The sequence below is a fragment of the Kitasatospora sp. NPDC005856 genome (assembly GCF_040629945.1).
In the GTDB taxonomy this organism is placed as follows: Bacteria; Actinomycetota; Actinomycetes; order Streptomycetales; family Streptomycetaceae; genus Kitasatospora.
In genome coordinates, this window is sequence record NZ_JBEXWT010000018.1 from 102,729 (window position 1) to 123,701 (window position 20,973).

At 72.2% G+C, this 20,973-nt stretch carries 18 protein-coding genes and 1 riboswitch; of the genes, 3 read left to right on the forward strand and 15 right to left on the reverse strand.

Annotated elements, in window-relative coordinates; genetic code table 11:
- Positions 1-10: 10 nt before the first annotated feature.
- The 5 genes from ABZ449_RS14155 to sodN form a co-directional block, all read right to left on the reverse strand.
- Positions 11-394, reverse strand: coding sequence for a nuclear transport factor 2 family protein (locus ABZ449_RS14155; protein ID WP_360345213.1), 384 nt, complete (start codon positions 392-394; stop codon positions 11-13).
- A 122-nt stretch (positions 395-516) separates the two neighbouring features.
- Positions 517-1,509, reverse strand: coding sequence for an ABC transporter substrate-binding protein (locus ABZ449_RS14160; RefSeq protein WP_360345215.1), 993 nt, complete (start codon positions 1,507-1,509; stop codon positions 517-519).
- Positions 1,510-1,604: 95 nt separating this feature from the next.
- The gene (locus ABZ449_RS14165) at positions 1,605-2,399 is read right to left on the reverse strand and encodes an ABC transporter ATP-binding protein (RefSeq protein ID WP_360345254.1); all 795 of its coding nucleotides are present in this window, start codon (positions 2,397-2,399) and stop codon (positions 1,605-1,607) included.
- A 14-nt stretch (positions 2,400-2,413) separates the two neighbouring features.
- Complete coding sequence (locus ABZ449_RS14170; protein ID WP_360345217.1) at positions 2,414-3,493, reverse strand: iron ABC transporter permease; 1,080 nt, start codon at positions 3,491-3,493, stop codon at positions 2,414-2,416.
- 92 nt (positions 3,494-3,585) lie between these two features.
- Positions 3,586-3,735: riboswitch (cobalamin riboswitch) on the reverse strand.
- A 93-nt stretch (positions 3,736-3,828) separates the two neighbouring features.
- The gene (gene sodN, locus ABZ449_RS14175) at positions 3,829-4,224 is read right to left on the reverse strand and encodes a superoxide dismutase, Ni (RefSeq protein ID WP_350628137.1); all 396 of its coding nucleotides are present in this window, start codon (positions 4,222-4,224) and stop codon (positions 3,829-3,831) included.
- A gap of 237 nt (positions 4,225-4,461) precedes the next feature.
- On the opposite strand from sodN, the gene sodX reads away from it, so the two are divergent.
- Positions 4,462-4,860, forward strand: a complete 399-nt coding sequence (gene sodX / locus ABZ449_RS14180) for a nickel-type superoxide dismutase maturation protease (RefSeq protein ID WP_360345256.1) — start codon at positions 4,462-4,464, stop codon at positions 4,858-4,860.
- A gap of 26 nt (positions 4,861-4,886) precedes the next feature.
- On the opposite strand, the gene ABZ449_RS14185 is transcribed toward sodX, so the two are convergent.
- The 5 genes from ABZ449_RS14185 to ABZ449_RS14205 all read right to left on the reverse strand — a co-directional run bounded on the left by ABZ449_RS14185 (position 4,887) and on the right by ABZ449_RS14205 (position 9,652).
- Entirely contained in the window at positions 4,887-5,468 is a 582-nt protein-coding gene (locus ABZ449_RS14185) for a CGNR zinc finger domain-containing protein (RefSeq protein ID WP_360345219.1), read from the reverse strand.
- A 110-nt stretch (positions 5,469-5,578) separates the two neighbouring features.
- Entirely contained in the window at positions 5,579-6,379 is an 801-nt protein-coding gene (locus ABZ449_RS14190; RefSeq protein ID WP_360345221.1) for an amino acid ABC transporter ATP-binding protein, read from the reverse strand.
- Positions 6,376-7,350 carry an amino acid ABC transporter permease gene (locus tag ABZ449_RS14195; RefSeq protein ID WP_360345223.1) on the reverse strand — a complete coding sequence of 325 codons (975 nt, stop codon included), beginning with the start codon at positions 7,348-7,350 and terminating at the stop codon, positions 6,376-6,378. Before ABZ449_RS14195 ends, ABZ449_RS14190 begins: the two co-directional genes overlap by 4 nt.
- A 38-nt stretch (positions 7,351-7,388) precedes the next feature.
- The gene (locus ABZ449_RS14200) at positions 7,389-8,312 is read right to left on the reverse strand and encodes an ABC transporter substrate-binding protein (protein WP_360345225.1); all 924 of its coding nucleotides are present in this window, start codon (positions 8,310-8,312) and stop codon (positions 7,389-7,391) included.
- Between the two features lie 416 nt (positions 8,313-8,728).
- A complete protein-coding gene (locus ABZ449_RS14205; RefSeq protein WP_360345227.1) occupies positions 8,729-9,652 on the reverse strand; it encodes an ABC transporter substrate-binding protein in 924 nt (307 codons plus the stop codon).
- A 583-nt stretch (positions 9,653-10,235) separates the two neighbouring features.
- Between ABZ449_RS14205 and ABZ449_RS14210 the strand changes: the two genes are divergently transcribed.
- Entirely contained in the window at positions 10,236-11,429 is a 1,194-nt protein-coding gene (locus ABZ449_RS14210) for an NADP-dependent malic enzyme (protein ID WP_360345229.1), read from the forward strand.
- 97 nt (positions 11,430-11,526) lie between these two features.
- Positions 11,527-12,489, forward strand: a complete 963-nt coding sequence (locus tag ABZ449_RS14215; RefSeq protein WP_360345231.1) for a zinc-binding dehydrogenase — start codon at positions 11,527-11,529, stop codon at positions 12,487-12,489.
- A gap of 62 nt (positions 12,490-12,551) precedes the next feature.
- On the opposite strand, the gene ABZ449_RS14220 is transcribed toward ABZ449_RS14215, so the two are convergent.
- The 5 genes from ABZ449_RS14220 to ABZ449_RS14240 all read right to left on the reverse strand — a co-directional run bounded on the left by ABZ449_RS14220 (position 12,552) and on the right by ABZ449_RS14240 (position 20,875).
- Positions 12,552-13,586: a PadR family transcriptional regulator gene (locus ABZ449_RS14220; protein ID WP_360345233.1), complete on the reverse strand. Its 1,035-nt coding sequence runs from the start codon at positions 13,584-13,586 to the stop codon at positions 12,552-12,554.
- A gap of 1 nt (position 13,587) precedes the next feature.
- A complete protein-coding gene (locus ABZ449_RS14225) occupies positions 13,588-14,496 on the reverse strand; it encodes a DUF4097 family beta strand repeat-containing protein (protein WP_360345235.1) in 909 nt (302 codons plus the stop codon).
- 214 nt (positions 14,497-14,710) lie between these two features.
- Entirely contained in the window at positions 14,711-14,890 is a 180-nt protein-coding gene (locus tag ABZ449_RS14230) for a DUF6104 family protein (protein WP_049649445.1), read from the reverse strand.
- A gap of 46 nt (positions 14,891-14,936) precedes the next feature.
- Positions 14,937-16,892 carry a protein kinase gene (locus ABZ449_RS14235; protein ID WP_360345237.1) on the reverse strand — a complete coding sequence of 652 codons (1,956 nt, stop codon included), beginning with the start codon at positions 16,890-16,892 and terminating at the stop codon, positions 14,937-14,939.
- A 242-nt stretch (positions 16,893-17,134) separates the two neighbouring features.
- On the reverse strand, positions 17,135-20,875 hold the full coding sequence (locus ABZ449_RS14240) for a multifunctional oxoglutarate decarboxylase/oxoglutarate dehydrogenase thiamine pyrophosphate-binding subunit/dihydrolipoyllysine-residue succinyltransferase subunit (RefSeq protein WP_360345239.1): 3,741 nt from the start codon (positions 20,873-20,875) through the stop codon (positions 17,135-17,137).
- Between the last annotated feature and the right edge of the window lie 98 nt (positions 20,876-20,973).

The window sequence follows — 20,973 nt, forward strand, 5'->3', positions numbered from 1 at the left end:
GCCTGTGAGCCTACTGCTCGGGACCGGTCTCGTCCCAGGCCTGGACGGAGGTCTGGTCGACGATCCGGCCGTCCCGCAGGACGGCCATCGAGGACATCAGCACCCGGACGCCGTCCGGGTACCGGCAGGACTCCAGGAACGCGGCGTGGTCGCCCTGCACCACCACCTGTTCCAGCTTGTGGGTCATCTCGCGGCCGTAGACGTCGTCCAGCATGGCGCCGATCTCCTCCCGCCCGTGCATCACCAGGGGGTGGCTGGGCTGGGTCTTGCGATCGACCATGCGCAGTTCGGCGTCCTCCGCGTAGAGCGCCAGGAGGGTCTCGGCGTCGCAGCGCTCGATGCCCTCGCGCAGCGCGCGGGTGTCGAAGGCGGCGGGGGCCGCCATGGTGGTCATGATCTCGCTCCTCCGGTCGGGTTCCGTCGGCTCGTACCTTGAGCGTACGCCCGCGGCCACCGACCCCGAGGGGCGCGATCGCTGCCGGCCGGGGCCGGCCGGCGGTCCGGTCAGCGGTCCGGTCAGCGGGGCGGCACGGTGCGCAGGTACGCGGCCAGCGCGCCGACCGCGGCCGGGTTGCGCGGGCTCTCCACCAGGTCGACGTAGTCCATGACGAAGATCCGGTCGTTCCTGATCGCGGAGACGCCGGCCAGCGGCGGGAAGGACTTGAGGAACCTGCGCTTCTCCTCGGCCCCGGGCGTCGCGTAGTCGTTGATCACGATCACCTCCGGGTCGCGCTCCACCACGCCCTCCCAGCCGGCCGTGACCCAGGTGTCCGCGAGGTCGCCCATGATGTTGCTCCCGCCCGCCTTGGCGATGATCTCGTTGGCGGCGGCGAACTTCCCGGCGGTGTACGGCTTGTCCTGCCCGCTGTCGTACAGGAAGACGGACGGGCGGCGCTCGGGCGGGGGGACGGCGGCGATCCGCGCCTTGAAGTCCGCGATCAGCTTGTCGGAGCGGTCCTTGACGTCGAAGATCGCGCCGAGGTTGGCCAGGTCGGTGTAGAGCGCCTCCAGCGGGTCCATCACGCCGCGCTCGGTGCCCCTGCCGCTGCGGCAGGACTCGCTGAGCACGTACGAGTCGACACCGAGCGCCTTGAAGGCCTGGGGGGTGACGCCGGTGCCCTCGTCGAAGCCGTAGTGCCAGCCGGCGAAGACCAGGTCGGCCTTGGCGTCCAGGGCGATCTCCTTGGTGATCCGCTGCTCGGAGAGCCACTTCGTCTGCTGGTAGCCGTCCTTCCAGGCCACCTGGTCGATCTTCCCCTTGTCGTCGGGCATCACGTAGCCGGCCATCCGGTCGGCGAGGCCGAGCGAGAGCATCAGTTCGGTGATGTTGACGTCGTTGGTCACCACCCGGGCGGGCTTCTGCGCGAAGGTGAGCCGCTGGCCGCAGTTCTCCACCGTCACCGGGTAGTGGGCGGAGGAGGTGGCGCTCTCCTTCGGCGCGATCTCGGCGCCGCAGGCGGTGAGTCCGAGGACGAGCAGGGCGGCGGTGGCAACGGCCTTGGTGCGCACGGGGGTTCCTTCGCGGTCGGTCGGGGTCGGTCGGGGTCGGTCGAGGTCGTTCGAGGTCGTTCGGGGTCGTCCGGAGTCGGTCGGGGTCGGTCGGGTCAGGGGAGGCGGTCGAACAGCAGCTGGAGGGCGCCGGTCTCCGGGTGCCGCACCGGGGTGGCGCGGACGCCGAACACCTCGGCCAGCAGGGCGGGGCGGAGCACCTCGTGGGGCGGGCCGGAGGCGACGATCCGGCCGGCCCGCAGCACGTGGAGCAGGTCGCAGTGGCCGGCCGCCAGGTTGAGGTCGTGCAGCGCGGTGAGCACCGTCGGGCCGGCCTCCCGGGCGAGCGCCAGCACCTCCAACTGGTGGGCGATGTCCAGGTGGTTGGTGGGTTCGTCCAGCACCAGCAGGCGCGGCTCCTGGACCAGCGCGCGGGCGAACAGCACCCGCTGCTTCTCACCCCCGGACAGGCTGAGGAAGCCCCGTTCGGCGAGGTGCCCCGCCCCGACCTTGCGCAGTGCCTCGGCGCAGCGCTGCTCGTCCCCGTCGGACGGGGCGCCGAAGCCGCGGCGGTGCGGCAGCCGGCCCATGGCGACCACCTCGGCCACGGTGAAGTCGAACCCGGCGGAGTGCTCCTGGGTCAGCGCGGCCACCCGGCGGGCGGTGTCGCGGGCGGTGAGGGCGTGCAGGTCGTCGCCGGCCAGCCGGACCACGCCGCCGGCCGGCCTCAGCACCCGGTAGACGCAGCGCAGCAGGGTCGACTTGCCGCTGCCGTTCGGGCCGATCAGCCCGACCACCTGCCCGGCGGCGGCCGTCAGGCTCACCTCGTGGATCAGCCGGGTGCCGGCCAGTTCCACCGAGACGGCGTCGACGGCGAGGTCCTGGCCCCGCGCCGGGACCGGTCCGGTCACGTCGGTCGCGTCGGTCACCGGGTACCTCCGAAGGCCTGGCCGCGGCGGCGCATCATCAGCAGGAAGGCGGGCACGCCGAGCACCGCGGTGAACACCCCGACGGGCAGTTCGGCCGGCGCCAGCAGGGTGCGCGAGGCGATGTCCACCCAGACCAGCAGCAGCGCCCCGGCGAGCGGCGCGATCACCAGCACCCGGCGGTGCCCGGCGCCGACCAGCATCCGCGCCACGTGCGGCACCAGCAGCCCGACGAAGCCGATCGCCCCGCTGACCGCGACCACGGTGCCGGTGACGGCGGCGGTCACCACGAACAGCTCGCGGCGCAGCCGGCCCGGGTCCACGCCGAGCGAGGCGGAGGTCTCGTCGCCCATGGCGAGTGCGTCCAGCCGCCCGGCGGCGCAGGCCAGGTGGGCGAGGCCGGCCAGCACCGTGACGGCGGCGATCGGCACCGAGCCCCAGGTGGCGCCGCCGAGGCTGCCGAGCAGCCACATCATGGCGTCCCGGGCGGCCTCGCCGCGGTCGGCGGCGAAGACCATCAGGGTGGTGGCGGCGGAGAAGCCGTAGGACAGGGCGGTGCCGGTGAGCACCAGGCGCAGCGGGGTGAGCCCGTGCGCGGTGCGGGCGGCGAGGTAGACGAGCGTCATCGCGGCCAGGGCGGAGCCGAAGGCGGAGACGGAGATCGCCCACACCCCGAGCGCGGCGAAGGCGCCGAACAGCAGGACGGCGTTGGCGCCGACGGCCGCGCCGGAGGAGATGCCGAGCACGAAGGGGTCGGCCAGCGGGTTGCGCACCAGGGCCTGGACGGCGACCCCGCAGGCGGCCAGCCCGGCGCCGACCACGGCGGCCAGGACGGTGCGCGGCAGCCGGATCTCCCAGACGATCGCGTACGCGGACGCCTCGTCCGCGTCCAGCCGGCCGCCCGTCAGGCCGGCGCCCAGCAGTCGCAGTACGCGGGGCAGGCCGAGTTCGGAGGAGCCGAGGGCGACCCCGCAGACCAGAGACAGCAGCAGGGCGGCGCCGAGGCCGACGGCGAGCGGGACGGTGGGTATGCGACGAGCGGGCGGGCCGACTGCACGGTCGACGGGTGCGCGGTTCACGGGTGCGCCTTGCCTCGGGCCGAGGGTGCGCCGGGGCGGGCGCCGGCCGCGGGCGTGGCGGGGCGCCGTTCCCCTCGCAGTCCGCGGCGAGTTGTCGGGAGTTCGGCGGCCGAGGGCGATCGGGCTGGCGCGGCCGTACGGGCTGGTACGGGCCGTGCTCACCGTTGCGGGTCAGCGCCGGATTCACACCGGACTTCCCCCTCGGACGCCCTGGCAGCATAACAGCCACTCAGGGCAGGCAACCCTTACCGGGTTCGGGCGTGGCGGGTCGTGGACGCGCGACCGCCCCCGGCCGGCGGTGCGGACGGGGGCGGTCGGGTGGCGACGCGTCAGGCTCAGGCCTGCTTGGTCTCCCAGAAGATCTTGTCGACCTCGGCGATCAGGTCCAGCAGGGCCTGGCCGGTGGCCGGGTCGGTGGACGCCTTGGCGGCCGAGGCGGCCTTCAGGGTGTCGTTGATCAGCTGGTGCAGCTGCGGGTACTTCTCGAAGTGCGGGGCCTTGAAGTAGTCGCTCCACAGCACCGAGATGTGGTGCTTGACGGCCTCGGCGCGCTGCTCCTTGATGATGACGGCGCGGGCGCGGAAGTGCGGGTCCTCGTTGGCCTGGTACTTCTCCTGGGTGGCCTTGACCGACTCGGCCTCGATCCGGGCCTGCGCCGGGTCGTACACGCCGCAGGGCAGGTCACAGTGGGCGTGGGCGGTGGCACGCGGTGCAAACAGACGAGAGAACATGGGAGTCCTTCCTTAGATCGTCTTCCCGCGCCCGAGATTACCCTTCCGGCCTCCCGGTTTCGCGATCGGGCGGTGGGCCTAGGGCGAAAGACGGACCAGGAACCGGGGTAATCCGGACATCGGACCGGTGACGGTCCGTACGGCAGACTGTGGGCGGACGGATCGGGAGGAGGAGTCGTGGCGCGGAGCACGCGACCGGAGGGCGCCGGAGCCGGGGGGCGCGAGCGCCGTGGTGCGCTGCCGTTCGGGCTGGTCGACGTGGCGGGGCCGTCGATGGTCCCCACCCTGCGCGAGGGCGACCAGCTGTTGGTCCGCTACGGCGCGCCGGTCCGGCCGGGTGCGGTGGTGCTCTTCCGGCACCCCTTCCAGCAGGACCTGCTGGTGGTGAAGCGGGCCGTCGGGCGCCGGGCCACGGGTTGGTGGATGCTCTCCGACAACCGTCCGGTGGACAGCGACAGCCGCAGCTACGGCGCCGTGCCGGACGAGCTGGTGCTCGGCCGGGCGCTGCTGCGGCTGCGCCCGAGCCCGGTCTGGCTGGCGCCGGGGCGCCGGCTGGAGCGGCTGCTGCTCACCCCGCGGCTGGCCCGGGTGCCGGGCCTCTCAAGACGGCTCGGCGTCTGGGTGGAGGAGCTCTAGGGTCCGCCCGGGCCCTGCGCCCGGGGTCAGTCCCGGGCCGCCGCCTCCGCCTCCTGGCGCTTGCGGGCCCGGTAGGCGGCCACGTTGGCACGGGTCGCGCAGCGGTCCGAGCAGTAGCGGCGGGAGCGGTTGGTGGAAGTGTCCAGGTAGGCGTTGCGGCAGGGCGCGGCCTGGCAGATGCCGAGCCGGTCGGCGCCCAGCTCGGTGAGGTGGACGGCCAGGCCCATGCAGGCGACCGCGGTGAAGTGCGCGGTGGCGGTGGGGGAGTTGTCGGCCAGGTGCAGGTGCCAGCGCGGCCGCCCGGCGTCGTCCAGGTAGTCGTGGCCGGAGACCAGCGGGCTGACGGGGTACTCCATCAGCAGGCTGTTCAGCAGGTCGACACCGCGGGTCTCGTCCCCCTCGGCGGCGGCCTCGAAGACGCCGCGCAGGCGGGTCCGCACCGCCCGCAGCCGGGGCAGGTCGGATTCGTCGGCGAGCGCGGCGGCCCGCGCGGAGTCCGAGAACAGGCCGCGCACGGCCTCCACGGAGGTCAGCGCGTCGGTGCCGCGCTCGGGCTCCTCGGTGTTCACCAGCCGAACGGCGAGATCGGCGTAGGCGGCGAGCTCCACAGGGGTCCTTCCAGATTTGGTAACGGGCTGACTGCCTCCAGCCTATTACCTGGGCGGGGCAAACGTCGGCGCCCGGCAGGAGCGGCCTGCCGGGCGCCGACGGTTCGGGCTCAGAGCACCTTGGACAGGAAGGCCCTGGTGCGCTCGTGCTGCGGGTCGGTGAGCACCTCGCGGGGGTTGCCGGACTCGACCACCACACCGCCGTCCATGAACACCAGCGCGTCGCCGACCTCGCGGGCGAAGCCCATCTCGTGGGTGACGACCACCATGGTCATGCCCTCCTCGGCGAGGCCGCGCATGACATCGAGGACGTCGCCGACCAGCTCCGGGTCGAGCGCGGAGGTCGGCTCGTCGAAGAGCATCAGCTTGGGCTTCATGGCCAGCGCGCGGGCGATCGCCACGCGCTGCTGCTGGCCGCCGGAGAGCTGCGAGGGGTAGTTCTTCGCCTTGTCGGCGAGGCCGACCCGCTCCAGCAGGACCATGCCGCGCTCGCGGGCCTCGGCCTTGCTCTCGCCCTTGACCTGGACCGGCGCCTCCATGACGTTCTCGATGGCGGTCATGTGCGGGAACAGGTTGAAGCGCTGGAAGACCATGCCGATGTCGCGCCGCTTGAGGGCGACCTCGCGGTCCTTGAGCTCGTACAGCCGGTCGCCCTTCTGCCGGTAGCCGACCAGCTCGCCGTCCACCCACAGGCGGCCGCCGTTGATCTGCTCCAGGTGGTTGATGCACCGCAGGAAGGTCGACTTGCCGGAGCCGGAGGGACCGATCAGGCAGAACACCTCGCCCTGCCTGACCTCCAGGTCGATGCCCTTGAGCACCTCGACCGGGCCGTAGGACTTGTGCACGTTCTCGGCGCGGACCATGGGTTCGGCGGGGGCCGCGGCGTCGGGGGTCTTGGTCAGATCGGTCATACGTGACCACCTCCCTCGAGCCCCGGGACGACGTCGGCCGTCGCCTTCGGGGCGGGCTTCCCGGCGAACAGGCCCCGCAGCCGCTGCAGCGGGGTGGGCGGGAGGGTGCGGTTGGAACCTCGGGCGTAGTGGCGCTCGACGTAGTACTGGCCGATGGTCAGCACCGAGGTGAAGAACAGGTACCAGAGGCTGACCACGATCAGCAGCGGGATGTTCTGGTAGTTCCGGGAGTAGATCACCTGGCCGGCCCGGAAGATCTCCTCCAGGGAGATCACGGAGACCAGCGAGGTGGTCTTGAGCATCGAGATGGTCTCGTTGCCGGTCGGCGGGATGATCACCCGCATGGCCTGCGGCAGGACGATCCGGCGCATGGTCTGGAACCGGCTCATGCCGAGCGCGTGCGAGGCCTCGCTCTGGCCCTCGTCCACCGACTGGATGCCGCCGCGGACGATCTCCGCCATGTAGGCGGCCTCGTTGAGGCCGAGGCCCAGCAGCGCGGCGACGAAGGTCGGGATCAGCACGTTGGTCTGCTCGGACCAGAACTCCGGTCCCCACGGGACGCCGATCGACAGCTTGGCCCAGATCAGGCCGAGGAAGTTCCAGAACACCAGCTGCACCAGCACCGGGGTGCCGCGGAAGATCCAGATGTAGACCCAGGCGACGCCGGCCAGCAGCGGGTTCGGGGACAGCCGCATCACCGCCAGGACGATGCCGCCGACCACACCCATGAGCATGGCGAGCACGGTCAGTTCCAGCGTCACGAGCAGCCCGTGCATGATGCTGTCGTGGAACAGGTACCGACCGACGATGTCCCACTTGAAAGCGGGGTTGGTGAAGAGGGCGCTCAGCAGCATCGCCGCGAGTACGGCGATGACGACGGCGCCCGCCCAGCGTCCGGGGTGGCGGACGGGGACGGCCCTGATGGTCTCAGGCCGCCCCTTCTGCGCCGTCCCCTTGTCCAGAGAGTTCACGGTGTGGCCTCGGGGGAGAAGATGGAGCGGACGAGGGATCAGGCGGCGCCGTTGACGACCGACTTGTCGAGGGCGCCGGCCTCGACGCCCCACTTGGTGAGGATCTGCTTGTAGGTGCCGTCGTCGATCAGCGACTGGACGGCGCCCTGGATGGCCGGGGAGAGCTTGGAGCCCTTGGCCAGGGCGACACCGTAGGGGGCCACGCCGTAGGTCTCGCCGACCTTCTCCAGCTGGCCGCCGGACTGCTTGATCGCGTAGTCCACGACCTGGGAGTCGGCCATCATGGCCTGGTCGCGCCCGGAGACCACGGCGTTGGTGACGTCCGTCTGGAGGTCGAACTTGTCGCCCCCGTTCTGGACGCCCGGCTTGCCGGCCTTGGCGCAGTCCGGGTCGCGGGTGTCCTTGATCTCGTCGGCCTGGGTGGTGCCGGTCTGGACGGCGACCTTCTTGCCGCAGAGGTCCTTGGGGTCGATCTTCTCCGGGTTGCCCTTCTTCACCGCGACGGCGCTGCCGGAGTTGAAGTAGGTGACCATGTCGACGATCTGCTCGCGCTCCTTGTTGTCCGTGAAGGACGACATGCCGAGCTGGAACTTGTTCGACTGGATGCCGGGGATGATCGCGGTGAAGCCGGAGTCCTGGACCTCGGCCTTCAGCCCGAGCTTGGCGGCGATGGCGTTGGCCAGGTCGACGTCCATGCCGATGATCTTGCCGCTGTCGTCCTTGAACTCGTCCGGGGCGTACGAGGCGTCCGCACCCACCACGAGCTTGCCGGCGGACTTGACGTCGTCCGGGACGAGCGCGGCGAGCTTGGGGTCGGCCTTGACCTCGTTGACGGTGGCGGAGGCGTTGGGGGCGCCGCCGCCGTCGTTCTTGCTGCTGCTGCAACCGGTCAGCACGAGGGAGACCGAGGCGGCGACCACACCGGCTGCGAGGAGCCGGCTGCGCTGGATACGGGTGGTCATGAGGGGGATCTCCATCCTGGGGGAGAGAGGTCGGGCGGAGCGCGCCGCGGGAGCGGCGCACCGGAACGGCGAGCCGCGCGGCTCGGTACGGGTGCGTGTCGCCGTACGTCGTCGTACGTGCGGGCCGGGTCGTGCAGTGGCCGGGCGCGGGTGAGCCGCCCGGGGTTGTACGAGGTACTGCTTCCGCCACCCTCCGCCGAGGTGGACGTTGACCGGACGGCCTCGACCAGCGGCCGACTCGATCCGAGATGGGGGGAATCCTGCCATCTGATGACAGTCAGATGGCCGTCATCCAGATCAAAATCGGATAACGAGGGGTCGCACTGTCCGCTATTCGGACGTATTCCGTGGCCCTGTCACTCTGCGCATAGGTATGCGGACCGGTCCGTGCCGTTCCGGGCCCCCGCCCCGCCCGCTCAGATGCCCCCGTTGACCACCGCGTTCTGCGCCGCGCCCGCGCTCACGTTCCACTTGGCCAGGATCTTGTCGTACTCGCCGCTGCGGATCAGCTGGTCGATCGCCTTGGCCAGCACGTCGCGCAGCTGGTCGTCGTCCCTGCGCAGTGCGATCCCGTACGGGTTGGAGGTGGACTGCCCGCCGGTCACCTCGAAGCGGCCGCCGCCGTCGGTGGTCTTCGCCGCGTAGGCGGCCACCGGGAAGTCGTTCAGGCCCGCCGCGGCGGCGCCGGAGGCGACCTCGGCCAGCGCCTTGGCGTCGGTGTCCAGCTTGTGGGGGGTCAGCGGGCGGCCGGCCCGGACGCAGACGGCCGCCTGGCGGGTGATGACCTCGTCCTGGGTGGTGCCCTGCTGGAGCGCGACGGTCCTGCCGCACAGGTCGTCCAGGGTCTTGATCCCCTTGGGGTTGCCCTTCGGGACGACGATCGAGGTGCCGGCGATGAAGTAGTCCACGAAGTCCACGCCCGGGCCGGCCTGCTTGCCGTTCTCGTCCAGGGCGTCGCGGCGCCGACGGGTGTCGCTGAGCGCCGACATCGCCATGTCGTACTGCTTGGCCTGGAGGTTCGGTATCAGCTTGTCGAAGGGGGTGTCGACGAGCTCGACCCGCACGTCGAGGATCCGGCCCAGGGCGGCGGCGAGCTCCGGGTCCAGGCCGGTCGGCACGCCGTCCGGGCCGCGGAACTCCACCGGGGCGTAGTTGATGTCCATGCCCACCCGCAGCGTCCCGGCCGACCGCTGGGCCTTCGGCAGCTTGCCGCGGAGGTCCTTGACCGGGTCGTCCTGGGGGGCCTGCCCGCCGCCGCAGCCGGTCAGCAGCAGGGCTCCGGCGGTGGCCAGGGCGGCGGCTGCCGGGATCGGACGACGGGCGTGGCGGACGTGAAGCATGAGGGTGGCTCCTGGGGGAGGGACGAGCGGCCGCCACGGTGACGCGCGGGTGTACGCGAAATGGCGGACAAGCGATCCTGCCATCCCGGCCTGCCGGGCCCGGCAGCGGGTGTGTCAGAATTCGTTACCGGGTGACCCCCGAACGCTCGAACCAGACCGGCGAGCCCCGACAGGCTCGGGGTGCTCGGGAACGGAAGTCCTCACGCGGCTCCGTATCCGGGGCACCGAATCCCCTCGGCTCTGCGTTCACTCCTACGGGTGCGCGTGCGCTCATGCCGTTGCCGCTGCCGGAACCCGGTCCTCGTGACGCCGGGCCCCGTGACGCGACAGCGCGGCGATGAACCGTACGTGACGAGGACGAAAAGGCATAGGTGCGATGCCTCCGTCCGACCTACGCTCGGCCCGCAAGCACAACACGGACAACACAAGCCCCATAAAAACCCTCATCCGAGGGCGCCGCCCGACGGCAGCGCCCCGACCCTGACCCCGGGTCCGCTTCGGCGTACCCGGTTTCCGGTCTCCGGCCGGGTCGTCCCGCCCGTCGGCCGCGCGTCCTCGCCAGATCAATGACGAAGAGGTCATCGTGGCAGCGGAGATCATCAGCAGCACCCAGGACACCGACGATCCGGTCGACGCGGTTTTCGCGCTCCACCGGGGCGGCAAGATGGAGATCCGGGCGACCGTCCCGGTGCGCGACGCGGACGACCTGTCCCTCGCCTACACCCCCGGTGTCGCCCGGGTCTGCACGGCCATCGCCGAGCAGCCGGAGCTCGTCAACGACTACACCTGGAAGTCCAACACCGTCGCGGTGGTCACCGACGGCACCGCGGTGCTGGGCCTCGGCGACATCGGCCCGCAGGCCTCGTTGCCCGTGATGGAGGGCAAGGCGATCCTGTTCAAGCAGTTCGGCGGCGTGGACGCGGTGCCGATCGCGCTCGCCTGCACCGGGGTCGACGAGATCGTCGAGACCGTGGTCCGGCTGGCGCCCTCCTTCGGCGGCGTCAACCTGGAGGACATCTCCGCGCCCCGCTGCTTCGAGATCGAGCGCCGGCTCCAGGAGGCCCTGGACATCCCGGTCTTCCACGACGACCAGCACGGCACCGCGATCGTCACCACCGCCGCCCTGTGGAACGCCGCCAAGGTGACCGGCCGTGAGATCGGCTCGCTGCGGGCCGTCATCTCCGGCGCCGGCGCGGCCGGCATCGCCATCGCCAAGATGCTGGTCGCGGCCGGCATCGGCGACGTGGCCGTCTGCGACCGCAAGGGCGTGGTCCACGAGGGCCGCGGCGACCTCACCGACGTCAAGGCCGAGATCGCCGCGCGGACCAACCGCACCGGCCTCAAGGGCTCGCTGGCCGACGCGCTGGCCGGCGCCGACGTGTTCATCGGCGTCTCCGGCGGCACCGTGCCGGAGGAGGTCGTCGCGACCATGGCCGAGGGCGCGTTCGTCTTCGCGATGGCCAACCCCACCCCGGAGATCCACCCCGAGGTCGCGCACAAGTACGCCGCCGTGGTCGCCACCGGCCGCAGCGACTTCCCGAACCAGATCAACAACGTGCTGGCCTTCCCGGGCATCTTCGCGGGTGCCCTCCAGGTCCGCGCCTCCCGGATCACCGAGGGCATGAAGCTGGCCGCCGCCAAGGCACTGGCCGGCGTCGTGGCCGACGAGCTGACGCCGCAGAAGGTCATCCCCTCCCCGTTCGACGAGCGGGTCGCGCCGGCGGTCACCAAGGCCGTCGCCGAGGCCGCCCGGGCCGAGGGCGTGGCGCGGATCTGACGATCCGGCCGGAACCAGCCGAACGGCCCGGGGCCGGGACACGCGTCACACCTCCGCGTGGTTCCCGGCCCCGGCCGTCGCGGCTATCGTCCGGGGCATGTTCGCTGCCTACGCCGCACGTATCGACGCCGCCGACCCGCTGAGCGGGCTGGAGCTGGGCGACCTCCCCGAGCCGCAGGCCCGTCCCGGGTGGAGCGTGGTGACGGTCCGGGCCGCCAGCCTCAACCACCACGACCTGTGGTCGCTGCGCGGCGTCGGCCTGCCCGCCGAGAAGCTGCCGATGATCCTCGGCTGCGACGCCGCCGGCGTCGACGAGCACGGCAACGAGGTGGTCCTGCACTCGGTGATCGGTCAGAGCGGCCACGGGGTCGGCCCGGACGAGCCGCGCTCCATCCTGACCGAGCGCTACCAGGGCACCTTCGCCCAGCGGGTCGCGGTCCCCACCTGGAACCTGCTGCCCAAGCCCGCCGAGCTGAGCTTCGAGCAGGCCGCCTGCCTGCCCACCGCCTGGCTGACGGCCTACCGGATGCTGTTCACCAACGCCGGGGTCAAGCCCGGGGACACCGTCCTGGTGCAGGGCGCGGGCGGCGGCGTGGCGACCGCGCTGATCGTCCTCGGCAAGGCGGCCGGCCTGCGGGTCTGGGTCACCGGACGGGACGAGGCCAAGCGCGCCCGGGCGGTGGAGCTCGGCGCCGACGCGGCCTTCGAGAGCGGCGCCCGGCTGCCCGAGCGGGTGGACGCGGTGCTGGAGACGGTCGGCGCCGCGACCTGGTCGCACTCGGTGAAGTCGCTGCGCCCGGGCGGCACCATCGTCATCTCCGGGGCCACCTCCGGCCCCAACCCGAGCTCCGTCGAGCTGAACCGCATCTTCTTCCTGGAGCTCAAGGTGGTCGGCTCGACCATGGGCACCAAGGAGGAGCTGGCCGGGCTGCTCGCGTTCTGCGCCAACACCGGTGTCCGGCCGGTGATCGACTCGGTGCTGCCGCTGGCCGAGGCCCGGGAGGGCTTCGCCCGGCTCGCCAAGGGCGACGTCTTCGGGAAGATCGTCCTCACCCCCTGACGCGCGGCGGCCCGGCGCCTCCCCGACGGGGGCACCGGGCCGTCACCTTCCGGACCGTCGGCTCAGCCGAGCAGTCGCTTCAGCCGCTCGCCCGCGGCGCCCAGCACCGCACGGGCCTCGGCCAGCCCGTCCGCGCTGACCCCGCCGTCCCGGGCCGCGTCGCGGACCTGGTCGCGGAAGCGGTCGAGCAGCCGCTCCAGCTCGCGGGCCGGGTCCCCGGCCGGGTCCGTGCGGGTCCACGGCGGCAGGTCGGCCGGGGCGTCGGTCCCGTCCTTGTCCAGGTCGATCCGGGTCACGGTGACCCGCTCGGCGGGCTCGGCGGGCGGCTCCTCCGTGCCGTGGCCCCAGCGGGCCGCGTCGGCCAGCCCGGCCAGGCCCTTGGTCAGCTCGGAGAGGCCCTCGGCCAGCCCGGTCGGCCAGTCGCCCTTCGCGGCGTGCTCGCGCACCTGCTGCTCGACCCGGCGCTTGATCCGCAGCGCCTCCTGCTGCGCGGCGGTGCGGGAGGCCTTGGCCTGCTCGCGCAGCCGGCGGGCCTCCGCCTCGGCGGCCTTCGCCTTGGCCTTGGCGGCCTTCTCCTGCTCCCGGGCGCGCTTGGCCTGCTCCTTGGCCTGCTGCTTGAACTGGGCGAACTCCTCCTTGGCGCGCTGCCAGGACTCGTTGTCGGCCCAGGGCCCGGCCCACGGGTCGCCGCCCTCGGTGCGCTCCGGCCGGGGCGCCTGCTTCGCGGCGTTCCACAGCTCCTCGCGCAGGTCCTTGGCGCTGTCCCGGACGTCCTCGCGGATCGCCCCGGCGAGCTGGGCCACGGAGTCGTGGATCTCCAGCTCCAGCTCGTCCAACTCGCCCTGACGGGCTTCGAGTTCGGCGCGACCGGCGTCGGTCAGCCGGTACACCTTGCGGCCGCCCTCGGTGCTGTGGGCGACCAGGCCCTCCTGCTCCAGCTTGGCCAGCCGCGGGTAGACCGTCCCGGCCGAGGGGGCGTACAGGCCCTGGAACCGCTCCTCCAGCAGCCGGATGACCTCGTAGCCGTGCCGCGGGGCCTCGTCCAGCAGCTTCAGCAGGTAGAGGCGCAGCCGGCCGTGGCCGAACACAGGGGTCATCTCAGGCCTCCTTGGTGAGGTTCGGGGTGCCGGGGCCGGCCGGGAGCTCCTTGACCACCACCGGACCCTCCTCCTCCGAGTCGGGACGGCGCAGCACGGTGACCGCGCCGGAAACGGTGGTGACGTTGAGGCTGCCGCGGCCCTCGCCGAGCCGGCCGGAGATCTTCTTGGCGCCCCAGGTGCTGCTCATCTGGAGCTCCTCGAAGGTACTGGAGACGTCGCCGCTGGTGGAGCCGGCCTCGACGGTGGCGTCGGCCAGCGAGGGGATCCGGACCACGACCGCGCCGCTGACGGTGTTGACCTTGACGTCGGTCTCGCCGGCCACGTCGAGGTCCAGGGTGACGGCGCCGGTGACGGTGTTGGCCTGGATCCGGTCGGCGGTGCCGGCGATCACGGTGAGCTGCCCGGAGACGGTGTTGACCTTGAGCCGGCCGCCGACCGCCTGGGCGTCCACGTCACCGGTGACGGTGCTGGCCTCGATCCGCCCGGTCACCCCGGCGAGGGTGGTGTCGCCGTTGGCGCTCTGCACCGAGACGTGCCCGTCGACGCCGCTGACGGTGGCGTGGGCCGAGACGGTGCCGACCTTGACCTCGACCCCGGCGGGGACGGTCACGGTCACGCCCGCGATCCGCTTGCGCTTGAAGGAGCCGAAGAGGTTCTTCACCGAGCCGACCGACTTGAGCCAGTCGCCGAACTCGCCCCAGCTGTTGATGTCCTTGTAGGTGACCGTCAGGACGCCGTCCACCAGGGTCACGTGCAGGGGGTCGCCGACCAGTTCGGTGACCTCCAGGCGGGCCGGGCCCTCGGCCGCGACCACGTTCACGGTGCCGTCGATGGTCCGCACGTGCAGCGTGCGCACCGGCTCGTCGAAGGTGATCCTCTCGGTGCCCTCGACCGTCCACTGGCTCATCTCTGCCGCCTCCCGTTGCCGATCGCGATGTATCGCGTTCTCTTTTAAAGACGATATATCGCGTGCTGGCAGAGTCAAGCGTGCCGACCCCGATCCCGACCCCGATCCGTCCCCGATCCCTCCCCGAGGCCGCCCCTACGGGAGCCCCGTACCCGGACACGCGCGAGGCCCGGGAGGCGGTTGCCTCCCGGGCCTCGCGGCGGCCGTCACCGGGTCACTCGTCGTCCTCGTCGTCGAGTCGCGCCAGCCAGGTGGCCAGCCGCTCGACCGGGACCTCGAAGTCCGGGTTGAGGTCGACGAACGTGCGCAGCTGCTCGGCCAGCCACCCCAGGGTGACCTCCTCCTCGCCGCGCCGGTTCTCCAGTTCCTCGATGCCTCGGTCGGTGAAGTACACGGTTCGCTCCGGTCCGATGGGGATTGACCTGGTCAGGATAGTCCGGTCAGCTGGCGCGCCAGGTGCTGACGGTGACCTTGGCGGCCCCGGTGGTCGGGTCCGCCTGCTCGATCGCCGCGATGGCGATGTTGCGGGTGACCCGGTCGCGGACGCAGAGCAGCCGGCCCGGCGCGACCCGGTTGTACGAGAGGTCGGTGTCCGGCCGGGAGTCGATCGCGGCGGCGCACTGCTCGGCGGTGACGGACGGCTCGGTGATCACCGCGAAGTCCGACTTGTCGTCGCCGTAGCTGGTGAAGGAGTTGGCCCGGCTGCCGCCGGTGCCGCCGGCGTTGACCACGCCGAGGCCCCACTTGACGTCGTTGGAGCGGGGGACCACGGTGCCCGCGTCCAGGTCGATCCGGTAGGCGTCGGAGGAGTACTCGGCGCCGGGGATCGCCAGCGACTTCTGGTCCAGCATCGGGGAGTAGCCGGTCGGCCGGGCCGGGGCGGAGACGGTGCTCTGGCCGGGCTTCGGGGTCGAGGCCGTCACCGAACCGGTGGTGGCGGACGCGGAGGCGCTCGGGCCGGCCGACGTCCGGGTCGGGGCGGGGGCCGGCCCGCCGGTCGCGCCGGTGTTCTGCTGCGCGGAGGAGTTGGTGTCCGACTTCTTGTCGTCGCCCAGCTTCTTCATCAGCACCACGCCGCCCGCGGTGCCGCCGACCGCCATCACCAGGGCGACGGTGAGCAGCACCTTCCAGGACACCCCGCCCTTGCGCCCGGGCTCGGGCTCCGGGGCGGCCGTCACCACCGGGCCGGGCGGCGGGGTGTCGTAGGACGGGGGCTCCGGCTGGAGCCGGGCGGTCGGCGGGGCGGGCAGCACCGGTGCGGTCGGCGACTCGGTGGGCGGCTGCGGGGCGCCGTACGAGCCGACCGGCGGCGGGGTGAAGCCGGCCGGGGGCGTCGCCGGCTGCTGCGGCGGGTGCACCGCGGTGGCCGGGTGGGTCGGGGCGCCGGTCGGCGGCGGGGGAGTGGCCGGCATCGCGGGCGGCGGGGTGGCGGGCGCGGCCGGCAGCGGGGTGGGCGGCGTCTTCGGGAGGTCCGAGCGGCGGGTGATCTCGGTGTTGACCTCGCGCGGCAGCCAGTCGTCGCCGAACCGCAGCTGCCCGCCGACCTCCGGGTGGTTGCGGGCGACCCGGATGATCTCGGCGGGAGTGGGGCGGTCCTCCGGGGACTTCGCCAGGCAGCGCTGGACCAGCTCGCGCAGGTCCGCCGGGACGGCGGTGAGGTCCGCCTCCTCGTGCACCACCCGGTAGAGCACCGCGGTGTCCGGGCCGTCGCCGAACGGCGCGGTGCCGCCGGCCACGTAGGCGGCCAGCGCGCCGAGCGCGAAGACGTCGGTGGCCGGGGTGACCGGGCGGCCCTGGGCCTGCTCGGGGGACATGAAGGCGGGGGAGCCGATCCGGTAGCCGGTGCCGGTCAGCGCGGTGGCGTCGGCGGCCCGGGCGATGCCGAAGTCGATCACCCGCGGGCCGTCCCCGGCGACCAGCACGTTGGCGGGCTTGAGGTCGCGGTGGACCACCTCGACGCTGTGGATCGCCTGGAGGGCCTCGGCGATGCCGCCCATCAGCAGCAGCACGGTGCGCACCGGCAGCGCGCCGTTCTCGCGCACCACCTGCTGCAGCGACGGGCCCGGGACGTACGCGGTGACCAGCCACGGGGCGTCGCCGTCCAGGCCGCCGGAGTCGATCACCTGCGCGGTGTAGAGCCCGTGGATGCGCTGGGCGCTGCTGACCTCCTGGGCGAAGCGGCGGCGGAACTCACCGTCCTCGGCGAACTCCGGGCGCACCACCTTGAGCGCGACCGGGCGCCCGCCCGGGGTGTAGGAGAGGTAGACGCGGCCCATGCCGCCGGCGCCCAGCCGGGCGAACAGCCGGTAGCCGCCGACCTCCCGGGGGTCGTCAGGGAGGAGCGGCTGGAAAACCGGTGGGAGCTTGCCGGCGTCCCGAGGCGTGTCGGCGGTCATGTGGTGGTCCCCCTGGGAGAGCGGTGAGGTGGTACGGCCGTGGCGGCCGGGCGCGTCGACGGGCGCCGGGGCTGCCGAGCGGCGAGCCATAACCTATCGATCCGTCAGGAGTGCGCGCACCGCGGTCCCGGATTGGTTGCAGAGCTGGAACCAAACGGGCGGCGGGCACGAACGCCCGTGGCCCCGCCCTCCCGGTGGGGAGGGCGGGGCCACGGGCTTGGGAACCGCGGGGCTTCAGCGCGTCAGAGCGCGAAGACCTCCTCGACCAGTGCCTGCTGCTCGGCGGCGTGCCGCTTGGCCGAGCCGACCGCCGGGGACGAGGCGGCGGTGCGGGCGACGCGGCGCAGACGGGCGTCGCCGCCGGTGCGGCCGATGACGACCTGGAGGTGGTCCACCAGGTTCATCGCGATGAACGGCCAGGCACCCTGGTTGGCCGGCTCCTCCTGCGCCCAGACGAACTGGACGTCGTCGCCGTAGCGGGCCAGCTCCTCCTGGAGCTCGGCCACCGGCAGCGGGTAGAGCCGCTCGACCCGGACGATCGCGGTGTCGGTGACGCCGCGCTCGGTGCGGGCCGCCTCCAGGTCGTAGTAGAACTTGCCGGCGGTGATGACCACCTTGCGGACCTGCGCCGGGTCGACCTTGGAGTCGCCGATGACCGGGCGGAACGAGCCGGACAGGAACTCCTCGGTCGCACTCGCCGCGGCCTTCAGACGCAGCATCGACTTCGGGGTGAAGACGACCAGCGGCTTGTGGTGCGGGTTGTGCGCCTGCCAGCGCAGCAGGTGGAAGTAGTTCGACGGCAGGGTCGGCATGGCGACCGTCATGTTGTTCTGCGCGCACAGCTGGAGGAAGCGCTCCGGGCGGGCGGACGAGTGGTCCGGGCCCTGGCCCTCGTAGCCGTGCGGCAGCAGCAGGGTGACGCCGGAGTGCTGGCCCCACTTCTGCTCGGCGGAGGCGATGTACTCGTCCACCACGGTCTGCGCGCCGTTGACGAAGTCGCCGAACTGCGCCTCCCACATGACCAGCGCGTTCGGGCGGGTCAGCGAGTAGCCGTACTCGAAGCCCATGGCCGCGTACTCCGACAGCAGGCTGTCGTAGACGGTGTAGCGGGCCTGGTCCTCGGTGAGGTACTGCAGCGGGGTGTAGTCCTCGCCGGTCTTGCGGTCGATCAGGACGGCGTGCCGCTGGCCGAAGGTGCCGCGGCGGCTGTCCTGGCCGGCCAGGCGGACCGGGTGGCCCTCCATGAGCAGCGAGCCGATGGCGAGGGTCTCGCCCATCGCCCAGTCGATGGTGTTGTCCTCGACCGAGGCGGCGCGGCGCTGCAGCTGCGGCATCAGGCGCGGGTGGACGGTCAGCCAGTCCGGCAGGTTGACCTGCGAGGCGGCGATCCGCTTGACCATCTCCTGGGAGATGCCGGTCCGGATGGAGACCGGGAAGTCGGCGACCGGCTTGCCGGCGGTGGTGGCGGCCGGCGCCTGGGCCGCGTCGCGGACCTCGGCGAAGACCTTCTCCAGCTGGCCCTGGAAGTCCTGGAGCGCCTGCTCCGCCTCTTCCATGGTGATGTCGCCGCGACCGATCAGGCCTTCGGTGTACAGCTTGCGCACCGAGCGCTTCTTGTCGATCAGGTCGTACATCAGCGGCTGGGTGAACGACGGGTTGTCGGCCTCGTTGTGACCGCGGCGGCGGTAGCAGATGAGGTCGATCACGACGTCCTTGTGGAACGCCTGGCGGAACTCGAAGGCGAGTCGCGCGACACGGACCACGGCCTCCGGGTCGTCGCCGTTCACGTGGAAGATCGGGGCCTCGATCATCCGCGCCACGTCGGTGGAGTACATCGAGGAGCGGCTGCTGGCCGGGGCGGCGGTGAAGCCGACCTGGTTGTTGACCACCATGTGCACGGTGCCGCCGGTGCGGTAGCCGCGCAGCTGCGACATGTTCAGGGTCTCCGCGACGACGCCCTGGCCGGCGAAGGCCGCGTCACCGTGGATCTGGATCGGCAGCACCGGGAAGGTGGTGCCGCCCTGGTCCAGGATGTCCTGCTTGGCGCGGGCGATGCCCTCGACGACCGGGTCCACGGCCTCCAGGTGGGAGGGGTTCGCGGCGAGCGAGACCTTGATGGTCTCGCCGTCCAGGCCGGTGAAGGTGCCCTCGGAGCCGAGGTGGTACTTGACGTCGCCGGAGCCGTGCATCGACTTCGGGTCGAGGTTGCCCTCGAACTCGCCGAAGATCTTGCCGTACGGCTTGCCGACGATGTTGGCCAGCACGTTCAGGCGGCCGCGGTGGGCCATGCCGATGACGGCCTCGTCCAGGCGGTGCTCGGCGGCGGCGTCGATGGTGGCGTCCAGCAGCGGGATGAGCGACTCGCCGCCCTCCAGCGAGAAGCGCTTCTGCCCGACGTACTTGGTCTGCAGGAAGGTCTCGAAGGCCTCGGCCGAGTTCAGGCGGCGGAGGATCCGCAGCTGCTCCTCGCGCTCCGGCTTGGTGTACGGCTTCTCCAGGCGCTCCTGCAGCCACTGGCGCTGCTTCGGGTCCTGGATGTGCATGTACTCCACGCCGACGGTGCGGCAGTAGGTGTTGCGCAGCAGGCCGAGGATGTCGCGGAGCTTCATCATCTTCTGGCCGCCGAAGCCGCCGACCGCGAACTCGCGCTCCAGGTCCCACAGGGTGAGGCCGTGGGTGGTGACGTCCAGGTCGGGGTGCTTGCGCTGCTTGTACTCCAGCGGGTCGGTGTCGGCCATCAGGTGGCCGCGGACCCGGTAGGAGTGGATCAGCTCCATGACGCGGGCGGTCTTGTTGACCTCGTCGTCGTGGGTGGTGGCGACGTCGGTGGCCCAGCGGACCGGCTCGTACGGGATCCGCAGCGACTCGAAGATCTCGTCGTAGAAGCCGTTCTCGCCGAGCAGCAGGCGGTGGATCTCGCGCAGGAACTCGCCGGACGCCGCGCCCTGGATGACGCGGTGGTCGTAGGTCGAGGTCAGCGTCATGATCTTGGAGACGCCCAGGCGGGCCAGGGTCTCCGGGGCGGAGCCCTGGAACTCGGCCGGGTACTCCATGGCGCCGACGCCGACGATGGTGCCCTGGTTCTGCATCAGGCGCGGCACGGAGTGCACGGTGCCGATGCCGCCGGGGTTGGTCAGCGAGACCGTGACGCCGGTGAAGTCGTCCATCGTCAGCTTGTTGGCGCGGGCCCGGCGGACGATGTCCTCGTAGGCCTGCCAGAAGCCGAAGAAGTCGAGCGTCTCGGCCTTCTTGATGGCCGCGACGACGAGCTGGCGGTCACCGTTCGGCTTGACCAGGTCGATGGCCAGGCCCAGGTTGACGTGCTCCGGCTTGACCAGGAAGGCCTTGCCGTCCTCCACCTTGTAGCTGTGGTTCATGCCCGGGGCGGCCTTGATGGCCTGGACCAGGGCGTAGCCGATCAGGTGGGTGAAGGAGACCTTGCCGCCGCGGGCGCGCTGCAGGTGGTTGTTGATGACGATGCGGTTGTCGATCAACAGCTTCGCCGGCACGGCGCGGACCGAGGTCGCGGTCGGCACCTCCAGCGAGGCGTCCATGTTGGTGGCGACGGCCTTCGCCGGACCGCGCAGCTGGACCAGCTCGGGGCCGGCGGTGGCGGCGGGCGCGGCCGGCGCCGGGGCGGCGGCCTTGGGGGCCGGGGGCGCGGCGGGCGCGGCGGCCAGCGGGGCCGGAGCGGCGGCGGGCGCGGCCGGAGCGGCGGTGGCGGCGGGCGCCGCCGGAGCAGCAACGGCGGGCGCGGGGGCAGCGGCAGGGGTCGGCGTGGGGCCGGCCTGGGTCGCGGCCTGGGTCACTGGGGTCACCTCGGTACCGGGCTTGTAGTCGGCGAAAAAGTCCCACCAGGCTCGGTCGACCGAGTTCGGGTCCTGGAGGTACTGCTGGTAGATCTCGTCGACGAGCCACTCATTGGGGCCGAAGCCAGTGGAGCTTGCCGAGCTGTTGGGGGTTTCAGGGGACTGTGGCGACACGGCGGCAACCGCCCTCTTCCGCTTCCTTTTGGGATGTTTGGACAGCGGGGATTAAGGCTACGCCCCTGACCGGTGATCGCGCAGTCCCCGGGGCCCAG